Below are 19,210 nucleotides of genomic sequence, written 5' to 3'. Positions count from 1 at the left end.
GACTACATAGAAATTACTAGGGGGAGAAAACATGTCGCAAATTCGGAAATGGTTGAGCTTGTTGCTGGTGGCTGTTTTAGTCATCGGAGGGGTGCCCGTTACGGCATTCGGCCCGGCCCATACGCATGCGGCTACTTATTCGGTAGTGACGATTACCGGAACGACGCCGAACAACGGCGTAAAGAACGTCGTTTTGAACGGCACGCAATTGCAGTTAGGAACCGGGACCGCTGCCAAATTCATTATGACCGATTGGGGCGACGGCACCGTGTCTTTCCGCGCGCAATCGAACGGCATGCTCGTCACGGCCAGCGGCACTAATGATCTGGCTGCCAGCGCAACTGCAGTAAAAATCACGGAGACTTTCAAGAAAGATGCATCGGGTACCTCATTTACATTCAAGTCGCTCTCGAACGGCAAGTTCCTGACGACCTCTGCCAGCAACAGCAGCGCCAACGCTACGGTTACGATCAAAGCTAACAGCGATACCGCAACCGACGCCAAACAAAAATTTACGATCACCGATGTCTCGCCCATCTCGTCCAAACAAGAAATCCGCGTGCTCGAGATTACGGACGACGGCACGTCGGATCTCCTGCCGATCCTGAGCACCTACAACGACCCGGTTATCAAGATCGACTCCATCCGGATGAAGCAGTTCGTCGCGCAGCGGGACGAGCTCGACGGCCGGTACGACGCGATCTACATCGGCAAAGGCGCGTACAACGCCACGCTTGTCTCCACCAGCGGCCAAAACCATGATACGAAAAGCATCATGAACGACATCACGAACTTGAAATTTAAAGAACTGAAGGACTACTACATCGATCGCGGCCTGCCCGTCATCGTATATAGCCAACAGACCAGCTCCACTTCGAGCAGCGGCGCCCTTTATCAAAATACGGCCGGCATCCTGAAAGCGGGACTCTCGCCCTACGCGACTTCCCTCACCGGTACCGGCACATTCGTCCCGACATCGAACAAAAGCAATGTCATTTTCGTCGGCGATTCGAACTTAATTAACACCAGCGAATTCCTGACGAAGACCGACCTGATCAACCGAGCCGCGGAACGACCGCGTCTTGTCGTTACAGGCAAGCCGATCGACTACACCGCCAATCAGAATCAAATTTATGTGGCGGGAGATACGTTGTCTTATACGTTCAACGTGGCCAATGTCGGCAACATCGCCCAGCGAAGCATGACCGCCAACCTGTACATCGGCATCGACAGCGTGCTGAAGTTCGACTCCAACAACCTGATCGTTTCCCAGCCCGTGACTGCCACGACCGGCAATACGCTTACCTTCCGCCTGCCCAAGGGCTACTCCGGCGTCCATTATTGGAAGCTCGAGCTTGTCGACCAAGGCAGTAAGCTGAAGGACATCCAGAGCGGCGTGCTCCGGTTCCGCGACGAGCTGACCAAGATCAACGTCCTGCAGATTCTACCTACTAACGGCGATACGAGCAGCAGCTTGCTCAAAAGCAATAATATGAACCAGAGCTACCTCAAGACGGACGATTACGAGATCACCATCAAGACGATGTCCATGAGCACGTTCAACAGCTCCGGCTACAAGACGCTTAACGGCTATTACGACATGTTGATCTTCGGCTTTGCGGACTCCTACAATAGCAGCGCCAGCATCGACAAGACCGCCGCCGACGCGGTCAACGCTTATATCGCGACCGGACAGAGCGTCATGTTCACGCACGATACCGTTTTCCAGGGAAGTACCAACTGGATCAGCTACTTTCAGGGGTCGACCGGCCAACTGAGCCCGATGACGAACATGGGTCTAAGCGCGCCGCACACCTCGACGACGACCAAGAAGGTCAACGAAGGCCTGCTGACCCGGTTCCCTTTTAACATCAGCAGCGTCATTACGCAGGTCAATACGACACACGACCAGTATTTCGGCCTGAAGCTCGAAGATCCGAAGCTGATTCCCTGGTACAACATCACGGGCGGCCCGCGGGACGACGACGACAGCTGGAACCACTATTACACCTATTCGTACGGCAACGTCACCTACTCCGGCACCGGTCATACGAACGCCAACTTCCCGGATTGGGAACAGCGCCTGTTCGTCAATACGATGTACCGGGCGTTTATCGGCTCGAACCACGCGCCGATCGTCAACGTCAGCACGCCGACGAATTTTGCGGTCACCGGCAAGATTATTCCTTCCTATAATAAGGTGCTGCTAAGCTATACGGCCCAGGACTATGACGTCATCGACCGGTCGCTCAGTACGGCCGTCAGCTTCAAGTACCGGGCCAGCGCCTCGGACGCTTGGACCGAAAAGCAGGTCAAGGCGTATTCCGATGTCAAAACGGGCGATATCGTTACCGAATCGTACGACAATCCGCTGCCGAACGGCGGCGAGCTGGTCATCTACGTCACGGCCAAGGACAAGAGCGGCGCCAGCGCGACCCAGACGGTTACGACCCAGGTCGTGAAGGTGACCGCCAACGTCGACCTGAGCCGTACGCTGTCCGCCAACGTCGTGAACAACCAGATCGAAAAGAACGTACCGTTCACGATGACGTACACGATTACGCCGAAGAGCATTCCTTTCCAAAACGGCATTAATGCCGATGACCTGGTCATCAAGAACTTCAAGCTGGACGAAAAGCTGCCGGTCAATCTCGAAGTGCTCGCGGCGGATACGTCTCCACTGCTGCTGAATCCGGCCGTATCCGGCACGCTTGCCGCAGGATATCGCTTGACCGGCTCACTGGCTGACATCCAGTATCGCCTGAGCCAGGACGGCAAGAACTTTGTCGCCGATCCGGTCAGCTTCACGGTGAAGGTAACGCCAAAGCAGAACGGCAGCTATCTGCTCGACAATTCGTACTTGAACTTCACGGACTTCTACGTAAATGGCGCTACGGTTACCAAGGATATTGAGCGCAGCCTGCAGTTCCAGCCGTATCAGATTCAAGCGGTCACCAAGATGGCCAGCCTGAGCCTGTCGGACACGATCATCGCGAAGGGCGACGAATCGAAGCTGACGCCGGTCATCGGTCCTGACGATACGTCCAACAAGACGCTTAGCTGGACCTCCGATCGCCCCGATCTGGTAACGGTCGATGCCGCAGGCATCATCAAGGGCATTGCCGAAGGCACGGCCAAGATCACCGCGACCGCGACGGACGGCAGCGGACTAACAGCCGTATCGAATGTGACGGTCGTCGTCCCGGGCATCAACATCGTCGGACCGAATACCGTCAACGTCGACGACACGATCAACCTCGAAGCCAAGCTCGTCCTGGCAAATGAGACGCTCACCGGGCTCACCTGGTCTATCGGCTCCGGCCAGTCCACGATCGGCGAGCTCGGCAACGGCGCCGACGATATGAAGAAGATCCTGACCGGCGTCAATGCCGGCCCGATCGATATCACGGTCGTTGCCACGACCAGCAAGGGCAAGACCTATACCAAGACGTACCGCATTACGGTCATCCAGCCGATCCAACTGACGCTGCCTGCGGACATTCACATCGGACTCGGCACGGAGTGGAAGCGGGATTTGTGGACCACCGCACTTGGCGTAACGCCGCTGGCGAGCAAAACAGGCATCCAGAGCTATACGACTTGGACGAGCGGCGACGCGGCCATCGTAGAAGCCGGAGCCAACAATGGCGTCGTCATCGGCAAAAAGACCGGATCCGCCACCGTCGGGGCTTCGTACCAGAAAAATCCGAAGACGACGCCGGTCACCGCATCGACGCGCGTCACGGTCGTCGATCTGAGCGTGCCGGAGCAGGTCACTTTGGGCAAAGGCAAGACGCTTGACGTCAAAGCGCTGGTTAGCGCCGCGCCATCTGACGTCAGTTCCACGGTCATGAACCGTCTGACCTGGAGCGACGAGTCCGGAAAAGACTTTGCGTCCGTCGGCGCTGCAACCGGGATCGTCACCGGCACTGCGACGGGTATCGAAAATGTCACGGTCACCTATCGTCAGACTGACGGCGGACCGATCGTGATCCAGAAGACGATTCAGGTGAACGTGGTGGATATTGACGGGCCGGCTTCCGTCACGATCGGCAAAGGCAAATCGCTGGATCTGAACAGCTTAATTACTGCACTACCCTCCAGCATGAGCGATGCCATGCTTGCCAACTTGACCTGGCGCGACGAAGCCGGCAAAAACTTCGCATCCGTGAATGCGGCGGGCATCGTCAGCGGCACCGAGACCGGAAGCGAGGACGTAACAGTCGAATACCGTGCTGTATCGGGCGGGCCGGTCATCGCTTCCCGCACGATTAAGGTTAAGGTCGTAGCGCTATCCGGACCCGAAGAGGTAGAGGTGGGTCTTGGCGGGACGATCGACTTGAAAAAGCTGATCTCCGGCGCGCCGGCGGATCTGTCCGCAGAATTGCTTGGCAAGCTGTATTGGAGCGACGAGAGCGGCAAGACGATCGCATCGGTTACGGCCGCAGGCATCGCAACCGGACTTGCGCCAGGATGGGAAACGATCACGGTCGGCTATAAAGAAACGCCTGACGGCCCCGTCATCGCGGAGTGGAAAATCAAGGTCAACGTGATCTCGCTCGGCGGACCTGAGCAAGTCACGGTAGGCAAAGGTCGCACGCTGACCGTCCAGGACTTGATTGAAGCGCTCCCCAGCAATCTGAGCAGCCAAGTATTGAGCCATCTGGAATGGAGCGATGAAGCAGGCAAGTCTTACGCTTCCGTCAATTCGGCCGGCGTCGTGACAGGCGTCGCCGCAGGCAGCGAGCTGGTGACAGCCGCTTACCGTCCGGCGCCTAACGTGCCTGTCGTTACCTCTTGGACGATAAAGGTCAATGTCGTCGATCTCGGCGGCCCCGCATCCGTCATCGTAGCAGAAGGCGGTACGCTTAACTTGAAGGCGTTGTTGACCGTGCTTCCTGCGACATACGACGCAGAGGTCAGAGGGCATTTAATATGGACCGACGAAGCGGGTAAGGAGTTCGCCTCCATTGCCGGAACAGGCATCGTGACGGGCAAGCAAGCCGGCATCGAGACGGTGACAGCATCCTACAAGGAGACCGCGAACGGTCCGGTCATCGCTTCGTGGAACATTCAAGTGCAGGTCGTCAAGCTAGGCGGTCCGACGCAAGTCATCATCGCCAAGGACGGTACGATTAACCTGAAGGACCAGATCACCGTCCTTCCTGCCGGATTAACGGACGACGTTAAATCTCATCTCACGTGGACCGACGAGGAAGGTAAAGAAATGGCGTCCGTGGATCCCGTTACGGGAATCGTCAAAGGCCTCGCGCCCGGGGCGGAGAAGATTACGGCGACCTATAAGGATGCGGACGGACGCGTCATCGCCGTCTGGGAGATCGTCGTAAACGTCGTGCTGCTGGAAGGACCTACGGAAGCGGTCGTGATCAAAGGCGGAGAGCCTGCAGATCTGTCCAGTCTGATTGTCGTAACGCCGGCTTCCCTTAAGAACGAGGTACTGACCCATCTCGTATGGACCGACGAGAACGGCAAAAGCAATGCTTCCGTCGACGCCAACGGCAAGGTTACTGGCCTGGCCGCAGGCGAGGAGACCATCAAAGCCGAGTACAAGCCGGTCGCAGACGGACCTGTCGTATCGACCTTGAGCATCCGAGTCCATGTCATCGAGGCGTCTATGACAGGCAGCGTCACACTGTCGAGTACCGGATCCTCCACGGTCCAACTGGCGGATACCGATCATCTTAAGGTGAACGGTAGCGGTGACCGTCAACGCTTCATCGACGGATTGAGCTGGACTATCAAGAGCGGCGATAATTACGCCTATCTTAACGACAAAGGGCAAGCGACAGCCAAATCGCCTGGCGTCGCGACGGTGCTCGCCGAGTACAAGCTGCCCGGCAGCAACCAAGTGCTCTGGTCGCAGCAAGTCAAAGTAAACGTCGTCGAACTGACCGGCAGAGATGTCACGGTTACGCTCGGCCTCACGCGCAATCTGCTTGGCGATCTGACACGCGGTCCTGTCGCGCTTAAGAGCGAGATCGAAGGTCATCTGACTTGGGCGGCCGAGACTGGCCAAGACAAGCTGTCGTTATCTGCAGCCGGCGTCGTGACCGGCGAGCGCAGCGGCACCCAAAAGGCGATGGCGATCTATACGCCAAGCGACGGCAGCCCGCAGATCAGAGCGGAATTCAACGTAAATGTCGTGCCGGTAGAGCTTGAGCTGCCGCCTACCTTTACGATGCTGCTGGACACGCAGTACAATCTGTCCGACAAGCTGGGCATCAAACCGATCGGCGACAAGACGGCGATTCTGCCTTTCGTAACCTGGTCCGATACGAACGGGAATAAGGTCGTTACCTTGAATCAGTCGGGTGTACTCACGGCGCATGAGGTGGGCACGGAAACGGTCACGGCCGTATACGCGAATTCTTCGTCTAAAGACGAGGCCGCCCAAGCGCAGACCCAGATCCGCGTCGTATCCATCGCATTCCCGGACGTCATCGAGATCGGACAAGGCGCAGATCCGCGCGATCTCAAGGACGATCTGGCCATCGCGCCTGATTCGATGAAGGACGAGATTCTCGGGCATCTGACCTGGCAGGACGAAACGGGCAAAAACATCGTTGATGTGGACGATAACGGCCTGGCGACCGGCGTCCAGCTCGGCGAAGAAAAAATCACGCTGATCTACAAGCCTTCTGACGGCAGCCCGGACATTCCGGTCTACACGACGGTCAAAGTACTCCCGGTCGTGCTCGGGCCTCCCGAGAAGCTGACGATCAAGCGCAACGGCACGACGGACCTGAGCGCTCTTCTCCCGTCCGACCTGGATGCGGAGGTTAAGAAAAACCTGTATTGGAGCATTGCCGGCAATGACTCTACGTTGGCCGACAACGAAGCCAAGGATAATAAAAAGTCAGGCCGACTGGCGGCATCTACGGCAGGCACGGCGACCGTTAAGGTCACCTACAAGAAGTCGGGGAAGGATATTGTCAGCAAGACCTTCACCATTGACATCGTCGAGCTCAGCCTGCCGCCTCGGATTGAATTGACGCTAAGTACGCCGATCGTCAATTATAATTTGCTTGACGGCAATAAAGGCAATCTGTCGATCCTGCCGTCAGCGCCGCAAAGTCTGAGAGATTCGATCGTGAGTCATCTGAAATGGTTCGATTCGTTGACCAACGACGTTCTTACGGTTAGCAGCGCAGGTATCGTCACGCCGGTGAAAGCCGGCACAGAAGCCGTCAGCGTCACTTATGCGCCTCCTGCCGATAGTCCGTTGATCGGCGAAGCGATCACGGCTTCGACCTTGATCGTGATCCAAAACGCCTCGACGCCGAGCACGGACGGCCGAGAGCATGGCGGAGATCGATACTAAACCAGGTATGGGCAAGCGAATGCAGATCCACATGAAGACCGTCAGAGCGAAATCGCCCTGACGGTCTCTTTTTATAGGGTTGGCGGATATTCAAAACTTGATTTGTGCGGAAAGCCTGTCGATGGCTCATCCGCCATGCGTTCCGATAGGCTGAGATATCGGCGCCCGCGTTGTTATTCCCACGCAATGCCTGCAAATCTGCATCCATTTCCGCCGATGTCGACCTTTTTAAACGGGATAGATGCAAAAGCGCAGTTATTTTCCTTCACCAGCCCCATTTCCGGCTTGTGAATTGAATTTACCTGCACATCTGCATGTATTTTATCAAATGTCGTTGATCGACAGAAAATACATGTACAAATGCAGGTTTTTCGCCCAGCAGAACATCGACAAACTCAAGCACGCCGAAAACGCGCTTACCTGTCGCGAACTGCCCCCCAAGCTATGCTTTCTAAATAAGCAAAAAAAAAGCGTCGCGATCGCGACGCTGCTTTTTTGATTCCCTTTTAGCTTCAACTTTCGTTGTCTGCTTCGTTTGCTTTGCTTCCCAGCGGTACGAGCCGTTTTTTGCCGATATTTACGTTAATCTGTTTGACGCGCGGCAAGCCGACATTCTGATCGTCGTAAATTTTTGAATTATATTGGACGATAAATCTCGACTTTAACCGGTCTTCGGCAGGGTAAACGCCGCTATTGATCCGATCGAATTCCAGCTGCGTATTGCTGCTGTCAGGATTCGTGTTGCCCAGTACGGCATTGATCAAAAGATCGCCTTTGGCGAAAAAGCCGCCCTTGATCCAGAATGCCGATCCGACGCCGTAAAGTTCCGCATCGCTGTCGGTGTACAAAAAGGCTTGAAGCACCTTTGGATTACCGGCGTGATACGGACCATCGGGAATAAACGCCTGATTTACCGTATTAAAAGAGTCGAATCGGTTGACCAAAATTTTCCCCTTCGAGATGAGGAGCAGTTCTTTGTCCTCCAGTCCGGAGATCTCGGCATCTTGAATCGTCGATTCGCCCAACGCGATGATCGTCGCGTCCATCTTGACCTTGCCTTCGATAAATACATTGCCTGCGACAAGTATGTTCGCTCTGACTTCCAGATCGTTCTCCGGGTCTGGATTATCGATCGTTAGGTCGCCGTTGACGATGAGCCAGTTGCTCTTCATGAACTCGGCGTTTGGATCCGCGTTAGGCTCTCTGTAGCGCTTGTCTTTTTCATTAAACGAGATTTTTTGAAGCTCGGCGCCGTCGATCGTCAGATCGCCGTTATAAATGGCGGTCTCGGCAGGCATTGTGCCAATGAATGCGGCGCGATAGGCATTCATCTTATCGTTATACCCGGCTATCGCATCATCGTCGGCGTCAGGCGCCAGGGCCGTCGGCTTCTGAGGAAGGCTGATATAGGATAATCCGGCGCGAGACAGCAAATTGTTCGCCAGGAAGCTTTTTGCCGCAGCCGTCACATTGTCTTTGGGAAGCGCAGGATACAGGGACGGCAAATTGCGGTTTACCTTCGTATCGCCGACAGCCTCGGCTACCTTATCGAGAAAGGATTCCTCTACGCTTACCGATACGAACTTCTTGCGATCGCGGTATTGAATATCGTTAATCGTCAATCCGGTCGTCTTCTTCAATTCATCCGCATTGTCCAGCGGTACGACGGTCGGTTCATTATTCCCAAGCCTGTCGGTGGCTACAAGACTGCTGCCGTCCTGCAAAAAAAGATTACCTTTGTTGTCGCCGCTGCCGCCGATTGTCGGGAAGGCCGTATCTGTGTGCAAGAAGGTTGTCATGTCGCCAGCCGACATATTGTATCGATAATCCGCCTGATTTTTAACATACAGCTTCAAGCCTGAATACAATTTACCGAACAGGTATGGCGCGCCGTTCAAATACACGTTCTGTTCCGAGCCGAGTCCGTACTGCAGAAACTCGGGATAACTATCCAGAGAAATGACCTGCTCCAGCGTTCGAACGACCCCATTCACCTCGGCTTGGGCCTGTACGGTGATTGAAAATTGCTTGGTCACATCGCCGCCGACATTGATCCCCTGATTCTCGTTCACCTTAAATTTTACAATATCGCTCGTTCCTCCGACCTGCCCCTCGGTGCTTGTCAGCTTAATCGATTCCAGATCGCTTTTGAGACTGTCCAGGTTGATATCTTCCTTATCCTTAAAGAGCAAGGCCACGCTGGCTGCGGCTTCATTGAGCGACATTTCGGCCAAATGCAAGCTTTGGACATCGTTCTCTCGCGTCTCTGCCCGCTTGGCACCGCCGATCGTCGCGCCCATAAGCGCAAGACCGAGCATGGTGAACACGATCATGATAAAGATAACGAGCAGCAAGGCCGAACCCTCTTGACTGCGCCATTTAATCGGTAGCATCGGTAACCTCCTAGAAGCCGAACCGGCTTTTAAGCGCCAGATCGTGAACTTGGCCTGCATAAGATTGCGAGAGCTTGATGGATACCTCGATAAGTCCGCTCGCGCATTCGTTAATCCCCGCCTGACAGCTGACATGAATCTCGTCCGCGCCGCTCTCGATGGGACCCACGGTCGAATCGGTATCGATCGGCTGATCGGTGCCGTCTTCGCGTAGAATGTGCAGCTGTCCGTTATCGATCTTAAGCGTCCGCTTCTCGGTATCGCTTGTTAATTCAATGCCGTCCGGCAGTTGCTTGATCGATTCGGGTCCGACCTCGTACAGTTGGGCAATGACCGTCGACATGATCAGGTCTCCCTCGTCCCGGAGCGAATTCTCGATCGTTACTTTATGGTAGGTGTTGAATCCAAAGTGGATAACGCCGTATATGGCGATGCTTACCATAGAGAGCACGGTCAGGGAGGCGATCAGCTCAATTAGCGTAAGCCCCGCTTCCGATCGGCGGACTTCTTTAACGAATTTTCTCATCCGTAATATATCCCCCCACCTCTGCCGAGCCTCGGCTTCCCGGATTTGCGTTTTTCTCTCGCGTCACGACTTTGACCGGGATCAGATAAGTTTCCAGACCTTCTGCTTTATCATTCTCTGCAAGCAATTGATCGTCATATTCAATCGTCAGTTGATAGTCTCTTCCATTGACGGAGGGATTCAATAAGATCCATAGATTGGGAACGTTATTAAAAAGATCCGCGGTCTCCGATGCATCCTTGCACGAGATTACGATATTGTTCGCCTCGTCGTATTCGCAGGAGGACGGGTCGACGATGCCGAAGCCATCTTTTTCAAAATATGTATTGAACACGTCGAAGCTCTGCTTCTCCACGAAAAACAGCGCGTTCCGCGCCAAATTCACCGCCACCGTCTTGTTCTGGTTCCCCTTCGCGTAGCTCATCGCCTGTATGAAAAACGCCGTCATCGCCAAAGAGACGATCGACAGGATCGTGATCGCCGCCAAAACTTCGATTAACGAGAAGCCTTCTTCCGCCGACCGGCGTTTTTGGAGCCAGGTTCTCAAAATATACTACCTACTTCCTATAAAAATAGCTACTTTTTACCTAAATTATTCTCTTATTTTAACATATAGTTTCCGTTTAATACATGAGGGAATCGATCGATTCCCCAAGCTTCCGCATGATTCGACGGGCCCGGGCCACCGCCGGAGGGTACCTTGGTGAACCTCTCCGCTATCCTATATAATCGGATCAGAGAGGATGATTCGTAATGACGTTTAACCCGCAGGCTTACGCAGGCACGAGAGAGGAAAACGAAAAGCTGCTGCTGACGCAGCTGCGGCACCTGATCGAAGACGAACCTTACCGCATCGCCAATCTGGCCAACGCCTCGGCGCTGCTCCGCGGTTACCTGAGCGAGATCAATTGGGTCGGCTTCTACCTAATCGAGGGGGATAGCGGCGGGCTGGTGCTCGGTCCGTTCCAGGGTCTGCCCGCTTGCGTTCGCATCCCGCTCGACAAGGGCGTGTGCGGCACGTCCGCCGCGCGCCGCGAGACGCTGCGCGTGCCGGACGTGCACGCGTTTCCCGGGCACATCGCCTGCGACGCCGCTTCGCGCTCCGAGATCGTCGTGCCGCTCTACGACGCCGCAGGCGGACTGATCGGCGTGCTCGATATCGACAGCCCGCTGCCGGACCGCTTCAGCGAAGACGACCAGCGTCTGTTGGAGCAATTCAACGCGCTGCTGGCGCAACATCTGTAAAGACAGGAGGAGAACCGATGCTGAAGTCTCTCGAAGCCATTGAAGCTTACCGCCGTTCTCCTTATGCCGAGGAGGCGCTGTCCGCGGCGCCGCCTTGGCTGAAGCTGCTCGCTTCCGCAGAGGAGACCGTCGTCAATCTTGAACGAATTGCCTCCATCCGTGAACTTACGCAGTCCAACCCGGTACTCGACTACGTGGAGCGGAGCCTGCGGCTGCTTGATGCGCTGCCGGTCTCTTACTGGATCAAGGAGCTTGTGGAAGAAGCGCTCGCCTGGTGCGAAACGGCCAAAGGCGGCTCGCACCGGGACAGGCTCGGCTGGCAGGCGCAGGGCATCAACTTCCGCGTGCACAATATCGGCTCCGCCCAGCTGTTTGCCCGCCAGGAGGCTGCTGCAGGGGCGGCAAACGAGCGCACGCAGCTCGTCCATGCGCTCGTGGAGACGCACGGCCTCGTCGGACAGGAGCTCCGCGGCGAGGTGCCGCCGGAGGACCACGATCCGCTGGAGCGCGCGCTAGAGCGATCGCTGGCTTCGGCGGAGGAGCGGGAGCGTCTGCTGACCGCGCTTAACTATTGCATTATCGCCGCCGTATCTCCTGCGCTCTGGACGGAGGTCGAGGCCGACGTCGCCGCGATCATACGCCGGATTGCCGCGGGCAACGCCGAAGAGACGCTGCTCCCGATCCGCGAGCGCCTTCGCAGGCTGCGGACGCAATCGATCCGCCGCGGCGAGGACTTCGAGGGAGAGCTCGCGACGCTCGATGCGGAGCTCAACCTGCTCGCTGCCTTGACGCCGCTGGAATCCAAGACGTTCTGGTACGTCGAGGCCGCGCTGAAGGACTTTTCGCTGGCGCAGTTCCTAAAGATCTTCGCCATCGTCGCCAGCGACGATACGCTGCCGGAAGTAAAGCATATCAGCTTCGAGAACGTCATGAACGCGATGTACTACGATTACAAGGGCAGCAAAAAAATAAACGTCTACAAAAAGCGGATCATCGAAAAGTACCTAGGCGAACTGGACTGGGAGCGAATTCGCACGGGGACGGCCGTTCTCGGGAACCCGCATCTGCGCCACCGTCTTGTCTGCAAGGCGCAGCTGCCGGACACGCTATTTTTCGACTTCGAGTTTTCGCCGGCCGCGGAACGTCTTATCGATTTTTGCGTGGAGGCCGAGAAGTCTTCGCTCTACGAGAAGGCGGTGCTGCTGCTGTTCGACCTGTTCGAGCTGCGCCGCGACGCCTACGACCGTTTTCACAACGAAGAAACTTACCTGGCGGACATGAACAGCACGGCGGATTATAAAAAGGTTATTCTGGACTTCGTCGTCGGCGAAAAGGTGCTGGACATCGGCCCGGGCGGCGGCGTGCTGCTGGACCTGCTGGAGGAGAAGTTGCCGCGCGTCAAGGCTGTCGGCATCGATATCTCGGCGAACGTCATCGAGGCGCTGACCCGCAAAAAGCACGCGGAAGCCCGTAACTGGGAGGTGCTCCAGGGGGACGCCCTCGCGCTCAAGGACTACGTGGAGCCCGGCAGCGTGGACACCGTCATTTTCTCTTCGATCCTGCACGAGCTATATTCCTACATTCCTTTTAACGGCTCGCGCTTCAATCGGGATACGGTAGCCGCGGCGCTGAGGAGCGCGTTCGACGTGCTCGCGGCGGGCGGGCGCATCATTATCCGCGACGGCATCATGACCGAGCCGGACGAGAAGCGCGTCATCCGGTTCCTGCAGCCCGACGGGCCGGCATGGCTTGCGCGGTACAGCCGGGATTTCGCCGGACGCAAGATCGTCTACGCGCAGCTGAGCCAGAACGAGGTCTCGCTGCCGGTCAACGACGCGATGGAGTTCCTCTACACGTACACTTGGGGCGAGGAAGCCTACGTTCACGAGGTGCAGGAGCAGTTCGGCTACTTCACGCCGGGCGAGTACGAGCGCTTCATTCGGGACACGCTTGGCGAAAAAGCGGAAATCGTCGTCATGCGGCACTACCTGCAGGAAGGGTACACCCAAGCGCTGGCGGACAAGGTCGCCTTGTTCGACGAACAAGGACATCCCGTGCCGCTGCCGGACAGCACCTGCTTTATCGTCATCGCGCGGCGCGCTTAAAAAAACCATCAGGGATCGATCGCCCTGACGTTCACTTTAAGTTTGGCCGGATATCCGAAATCGGCGTCGCGCGAAACGTCTATCGATGGCCCGTCGATGGCCCGTCGATGGCTCGTCGATGGCTCGTCGATGGCTCGTCGATGGCTTCGTCGATGGCCCGTCGATGGCTCGTCGATGGCTCGTCGATGGCTCGTCGATGGCTTCGTCGATGGCCCGTCGATGGCCCGTCGATGGCCCGTCGATGGCCCGTCGATGGCTTCGTCGATGGCCCGTCGATGGCCCGTCAGCCAGCCGTTCCAAGTAGGCCCTGTATCGTCGCCAGCGTCGCTCTTTCGCCGCAATGCCTGCAAATATACATCTTTTTATGCCGATGTTGCCCCTTAATATCAGGATAGATGCAAAAGCGCAGTTATTTTCCGCCATCCGCCGGATTTTCGGCTTGTGCTTTGCATTTACCTGCACATCTGCAGGTATTTCACTATATGGCGCGAGCCGGTAGAGGATACCTGCACAAATGCAGTTATTTGGCCCGTCAAACGTAAGCATGCAGTTGGCAGCGCCAAGATCATCTAAAAAAGCCGACGCGAACGCGCGATGCGTTCCGTCGGCTTTTTCCCCTGCTAATTGCCGCGCCCCAGCTCCGTCCCCTGCCTGAACACCCACAGCTTGCTCCCGACGTAGTTGACGGCCAGCGAAGCTGCGACCGACACGAGCTTGGCGAGGATCGGCGACAGGTCGAGCCCCTTCTCCGCGGCGAGCAGGACGCCCGTGGCGCACAGGAAGGACAGCGCGTTGACGACGCCGAACTTGAGCAGCTCCCTCGCGCTGCCGCGCTCCCGCATGCCGAACGTCCAGCGCCGGTTCCACCAATAGCTGTTGAGGAAGGCGAGGAAATAGGAGACGCACTGCGCAGGCAGCGAGGACCAGCTTAGCGCGTAGACGAGCGCCGCGAATATCGCGATGTCGATCCCGGTATTGAGCACGCCGATCGCCGCGAACTTGAAGACGCGTTTAATTTCCCGGCTGTCGATTTTCATCAAAACATCTTGTAGCCGCCGCGCCGCAGCGCGCGGATCGCCCAGCCGCTCGTCAGGGCGCCGCCGATGCCGGCGATGAACGGCAGCGTGAACACGCCGATGAACGCGAGCACGCTAAGCTCCGGATTCCAGAAATGCCATACGCCCAGGGGCAGCACGACGATCACATATATCCAAGTCGGCAGCCAGGTCGTCTTGATCAGCATGTTCAGGATAAAGCCGATGCCGAAGAACAGGACGAAGAACAGCATGGTGCCGAGAATCTCTTGCAGAATCTCTCTCATCTTAAATGTTAAGCCTCCCGGTCGGATGTATGCTCTATTAGTTTACAAGATCGGTTTGACGGCAGTCAACGCGCGGATGCGCCGGCGTTTGCCCGGGAGAGCGAATATAGGCTAAAATGGGAAAAGCCATGTTGGACAAGGCACGACGAGAAGGAGAGTTGAAGCAAATGAGTGAAGCCGCACAAACGCTGGACGGCTGGTACGCGCTGCACGACTTCCGCACGATTGACTGGACGGCCTGGAAGGCTGCTGCTCCCGAGGAACGCGAGACCGCGCGGCAGGAGCTGCTGGGCCTGATCGCGGACTGGCGGGCGACCGAGGAACGCAAGGAAGGCAGTCTTGCCGTCTACGCGATCGTCGGACAGAAGGCCGACTTCGTATTCATGCACCTGCGCGAGACGCTGGAGGAGCTGAACGCGATCGAGAACGCGTTTAACCGCTCCGCCTTCGCCAAGTTCGCAAAGCCCGAATATTCGTACGTCAGCATCGTAGAACTGAGCAGCTATCTCGCGCCTGCCGGCACCGATCCGATGCAGATTCCCGAGGTCGCCGCGCGCCTCAAGCCGATTCTGCCGCAATCCAAGCATATCTGCTTCTATCCGATGAACAAGCGCCGCTTGCTCGGCGACAACTGGTACTCGCTCTCGATGGACGAGCGCAAGACGCTGATGCGCAGCCACGGCATGATCGGACGCACCTACGCGGGCAAGGTCAAGCAGATCATCACGGGCTCGATCGGGTTCGACGACTGGGAGTGGGGCGTCACGCTGTTCGCGGACGAAGCGCTGCAGTTCAAGAAGCTCGTGTACGAAATGAGATTCGACGAGGTCAGCGCGCGCTACGGCGAGTTCGGTCCGTTCTATGTCGGCAACCTGCTGACGGCGGACGGATTTGCGGACCTGCTGCGCGCGTAAACGGCTTTCCCGCTCTCTGTCCCGGGAAAATAAAAGCAAGCACCATCCGGCATGGACCGGACGCGTGCTTGCTTTTTATTTGCCTGCCCGGCGGCCGCGAGCCGAGGAGCTAATCGATCCATTTACAGGTATGCGGGCAGCATGTCGCCGTTTGCTTCGAGCATCTCGTCGACGAGCGCCTTGATCTTGTCGATCGGCAGCTCCGCGGACGTGTGCGGGTCGAGCAGCGCGGCATGATAGATATATTCGCGCTTGCGGGTCAGCGCGGCTTCGACGGCGAGCAGCTGCATGTTGATATTGGTCCGGTTGAGCGCCGCCAATTGCTGCGGCAGCGGCCCGAACCGCGTTGGCGTGACGCCGTTGGCATCGACGAGACACGGCACTTCGACGCAAGCTTCCTCCGGCAGGTTGGAGATGAGGCCGCCCGTGTTCAGCACGTTGCCCGCGATCTTGAACGGCGTATTCGTCTCCATCGCCTCCATAATATAAGAAGCGTATTCGTGCGTGCGGACATGGACGATGGAGACGTCGTTCACGAGCTCCCTCATGACGCGATCCCAATATTCCTGACGGCTGTTGCCCCAGCCCTTGTAGTTCTCTGTCGGTATATTGTAGCGCTCGAGCAGCTCGGGGTAAGCGTTCTTGATAAAATAAGGCATGTATTCGGCGCCGTGCATGCTCGATTCGGTCACGTAGCTGCCGAACGTATTCATGATCTCGTAGCGGACCATGTCGTCGTGCGGTCCCGGCCGGGCTGCGGCGCGCCGCTTGATCTCGGGATACAGGTCCTCGCCGTCCCGGGTAATATCCAGCAGCCAGGCCTGATGGTTGATGCCCGCGATTCGCCAATGCACGCCCTCGGCGTTCATGCCGAGCCCCTCGAGCAGCTCCTTCGCGCACACCTGCACGCTGTGGCACAGACCGACCGCCTTGATGCCGGTTCCCCGCAGCAGCGCGCCGGTCAGGATCGCCATCGGATTTGTGTAGTTGAGGAACCATGCGTCCGGGCACAATTCCTCCATGTCGCGCGCAAAATCCAGCATCGGACCGATCGTGCGCAGCGCCCTGAACAGGCCGCCGATGCCGAGCGTATCCGCGTAAGTCTGCTTCAGTCCGTATTTGCGCGGAATCTCGTGATCCCCCCGGATGAACGGCTCGAAGGCGCCCGCCGTGATCGCGTTGACGACATAGGTCGCGCCCCGCAGCGCTTCGCGCCGGTCGGCATACGCCTTGATCGTCGCCTTGCTGCCGTTGTTGCGGTTCAGATTGTTCAGCATCGTCTCGGACTCTTTGAGCCGCGCGAGATCGATGTCGTGAAGCGCGATATGCGCTTCGGCCAGCGCCGGCGTCATCATGCAGTCGCCGAGCACGTTTTTGGCGAAGATGGTGCTTCCTGCGCCGATGAATGCGATTTTTAACATGCCTCTCTTCTCCCTTTTGTGCGGTTATCCCTCGTATGCGATCATGCGCCTCGGGTCTCTCTTGCCACATTGTCCTCCACGGTTATCTCTAAGCTGTAATCCCTTCGCCCTCATCCCTTGACGCTGCCCATGACGATCCCTTCCGCGAAGTACTTCTGCAGGAACGGATAGACGAGCAGCACGGGCACCATCGCGACGAACACCTGCGCCGCCTTCGACGTCCGGTCGTTTATCTCTGACCAGCGGGCGATGTCGGCCGACGTCAGCAGCGACAGATCGCGGCCGACGATGACGGTCTGCAGGTAGCTCTGCAGCGGATAATGGCTCGGGCTGTTCATCAGAATGAGCCCCTCGAACCAAGAATTCCAGTGCGTGACGATGCAAAAAAGCGTCAGCGTGGCGACCGCGGGCGCCGACAGCGGAACGGTGATGCGCCAGAGCGCCTGCCATCTGCCCGCGCCGTCCATCTCGGCCGCCTCCTCGATCTCCTCCGGCAGCGACTTGAAGAAGTTGAGCAGCAGGATCACGTTAAAGATCGGCACGGCCCCGGGCAGAATGAGCGCCCAGAACGAATCGATGATCCCGGTCATCTTGATCGTCATATACCAGGGAATCAGTCCGCCGCTGAACAGCATCGTCAGCACGAAGTACCAGGCATAGAAGTTGCGGAAGCGGAATTGCTTCCGGTCCTTGGACAGCGGATAGGCGACCAGAATCGTCAGCAGCATGTTGAGCGGGACGCCGGCGGCCACGCGGGCCAGCGACACAAGGAACGCCTTGCCGAATTCGGGCTTGCCCACGACGAACGCGTACGACTTGAGCGTGAAGCCGACGGGCCACAGCTTGACCGCTCCCGCCGAGACGGCCGAGCTTGAACTGAAGGAGACCGCCAGCACGTTCAGCATCGGCAGCAGACATGCGGCCGCGGCCGCAGTCAAAAACAAGTAGTTGCATACATGGAAGGCCCGCCTGCCTAACGAAGCTTGCATCCTTCCGCACCCCGATTCTCTAGAAAATCCGATAGTTCGTCAGCCGGTACGCCAGCATATACGAGATTCCGATCATGATGAACGATACGACCGACTTGAACAGGCCGACCGCCGTCGCGACGCCGTAATTGGCGTTCTCCACGCCGATGCGGTACACAAGGGTGTCTATAATATCGCCGGTCCGGTACACCTGCGGACTGTAAAGGTTATAGATCTGGTCGAACCCCGCGTTCAGCACGTTCCCGAGGCTCAGCACCGACATCAGCACGATCATCGGCAGCAAGCCGGGCAGCGTCACGCTGAAGGTCTGCCGCAGGCGGCCCGCGCCGTCCATCGCCGCCGCTTCGTACAAGGACGGGCTGATCCCCGTCAATGCGGCCAGATAGACGATCGTGCCGTAGCCGAATTCCTTCCACGTATCGGAGACGACCGTCGCGAACGGGAACCAGTGCGGGTCGCCGAGGAAGTAGACCGGGGAAATGCCCAGCAGGCCGAGCGCCCCGTTCACGATTCCCGTGGAGGGCGACAGAATGTCGACCAGAATGCCGCTCAGGATGATCCAGGACAAGAAGTGCGGAAAATAGATGATCGTCTGAATGCTCCGCTTGAAAAGCCGGCTGCGCGCCTCGTTCAGCAGCAGCGCGAACAGGACCGGGACGACGATGCCCGCCCCCATCTTCATGACGGCGATGAACAGCGTGTTCCAGAGAACCTGCATCGTGCCCGGCAGGTGCAGCATGTATTCGAAGTTTTTCCAGCCGACCCAAGGGGACCGGAACATCCCCTTGGACGGCACGAGCCGCTCGAAGGCCATCAGAATGCCCGCCATCGGAATGTAGCTGTAAACAAACACGAGCGCGAATCCAGGCAATAGCATCAGGTGCAGGGGCAGCTCCCGCAAGCTTCTGCGTCTCACGATCCGACCGCCTCCTCCGCCTTCGACGTTAACGCATG

General features: G+C 57.4%; 12 protein-coding genes. 4 read left to right on the top strand and 8 right to left on the bottom strand.

Annotated features, from left to right (window positions below; genetic code table 11):
• Positions 1-31 precede the first annotated feature (31 nt).
• Complete coding sequence (locus ACFOTD_RS21960) at positions 32-7,342, top strand: DUF5057 domain-containing protein (RefSeq protein ID WP_378122068.1); 7,311 nt, start codon at positions 32-34, stop codon at positions 7,340-7,342.
• 512 nt (positions 7,343-7,854) lie between these two features.
• On the opposite strand, the gene ACFOTD_RS21955 is transcribed toward ACFOTD_RS21960, so the two are convergent.
• The 3 genes from ACFOTD_RS21955 to ACFOTD_RS21945 are packed head-to-tail and all read right to left on the bottom strand — an operon-like array spanning position 7,855 to position 10,808.
• The gene (locus ACFOTD_RS21955) at positions 7,855-9,735 is read right to left on the bottom strand and encodes a hypothetical protein (RefSeq protein WP_378122067.1); all 1,881 of its coding nucleotides are present in this window, start codon (positions 9,733-9,735) and stop codon (positions 7,855-7,857) included.
• Between the two features lie 10 nt (positions 9,736-9,745).
• Positions 9,746-10,261: a PilW family protein gene (locus tag ACFOTD_RS21950; protein WP_378122066.1), complete on the bottom strand. Its 516-nt coding sequence runs from the start codon at positions 10,259-10,261 to the stop codon at positions 9,746-9,748.
• On the bottom strand, positions 10,245-10,808 hold the full coding sequence (locus ACFOTD_RS21945) for a type IV pilus modification PilV family protein (protein WP_378122065.1): 564 nt from the start codon (positions 10,806-10,808) through the stop codon (positions 10,245-10,247). Before ACFOTD_RS21945 ends, ACFOTD_RS21950 begins: the two co-directional genes overlap by 17 nt.
• Positions 10,809-11,014: 206 nt before the next feature.
• Between ACFOTD_RS21945 and ACFOTD_RS21940 the strand changes: the two genes are divergently transcribed.
• Both ACFOTD_RS21940 and ACFOTD_RS21935 read left to right on the top strand, forming a co-directional pair.
• Positions 11,015-11,506: a GAF domain-containing protein gene (locus ACFOTD_RS21940; protein ID WP_378122064.1), complete on the top strand. Its 492-nt coding sequence runs from the start codon at positions 11,015-11,017 to the stop codon at positions 11,504-11,506.
• Between the two features lie 17 nt (positions 11,507-11,523).
• Positions 11,524-13,611, top strand: coding sequence for a class I SAM-dependent methyltransferase (locus ACFOTD_RS21935; protein WP_378122063.1), 2,088 nt, complete (start codon positions 11,524-11,526; stop codon positions 13,609-13,611).
• A gap of 620 nt (positions 13,612-14,231) precedes the next feature.
• Here ACFOTD_RS21935 and ACFOTD_RS21930 read toward each other — a convergent pair.
• Positions 14,232-14,648: a GtrA family protein gene (locus tag ACFOTD_RS21930; protein ID WP_378122062.1), complete on the bottom strand. Its 417-nt coding sequence runs from the start codon at positions 14,646-14,648 to the stop codon at positions 14,232-14,234.
• Positions 14,648-14,932, bottom strand: a complete 285-nt coding sequence (locus ACFOTD_RS21925) for a YuiB family protein (RefSeq protein ID WP_282907317.1) — start codon at positions 14,930-14,932, stop codon at positions 14,648-14,650. Before ACFOTD_RS21925 ends, ACFOTD_RS21930 begins: the two co-directional genes overlap by 1 nt.
• A gap of 167 nt (positions 14,933-15,099) precedes the next feature.
• On the opposite strand from ACFOTD_RS21925, the gene hemQ reads away from it, so the two are divergent.
• Positions 15,100-15,846 (top strand): hydrogen peroxide-dependent heme synthase, encoded by a 747-nt coding sequence (gene hemQ / locus ACFOTD_RS21920; protein ID WP_378122061.1) that lies wholly within the window; start codon positions 15,100-15,102, stop codon positions 15,844-15,846.
• Positions 15,847-15,968: 122 nt separating this feature from the next.
• Here hemQ and melA read toward each other — a convergent pair whose 3' ends face one another.
• From melA to ACFOTD_RS21905, 3 genes are all read right to left on the bottom strand, one after another.
• Complete coding sequence (gene melA / locus ACFOTD_RS21915) at positions 15,969-17,267, bottom strand: alpha-glucosidase/alpha-galactosidase (protein WP_378122060.1); 1,299 nt, start codon at positions 17,265-17,267, stop codon at positions 15,969-15,971.
• Positions 17,268-17,377: 110 nt separating this feature from the next.
• On the bottom strand, positions 17,378-18,256 hold the full coding sequence (locus tag ACFOTD_RS21910; protein WP_378122059.1) for a carbohydrate ABC transporter permease: 879 nt from the start codon (positions 18,254-18,256) through the stop codon (positions 17,378-17,380).
• A gap of 19 nt (positions 18,257-18,275) precedes the next feature.
• Positions 18,276-19,133, bottom strand: coding sequence for an ABC transporter permease (locus tag ACFOTD_RS21905; RefSeq protein WP_378122090.1), 858 nt, complete (start codon positions 19,131-19,133; stop codon positions 18,276-18,278).
• Between the last annotated feature and the right edge of the window lie 77 nt (positions 19,134-19,210).

Source organism: Cohnella sp. GCM10012308 (assembly GCF_042649185.1).
Classification (GTDB): Bacteria; Bacillota; Bacilli; order Paenibacillales; family Paenibacillaceae; genus Cohnella.
This window is presented reverse-complemented; position numbering and strand designations above follow the sequence as displayed.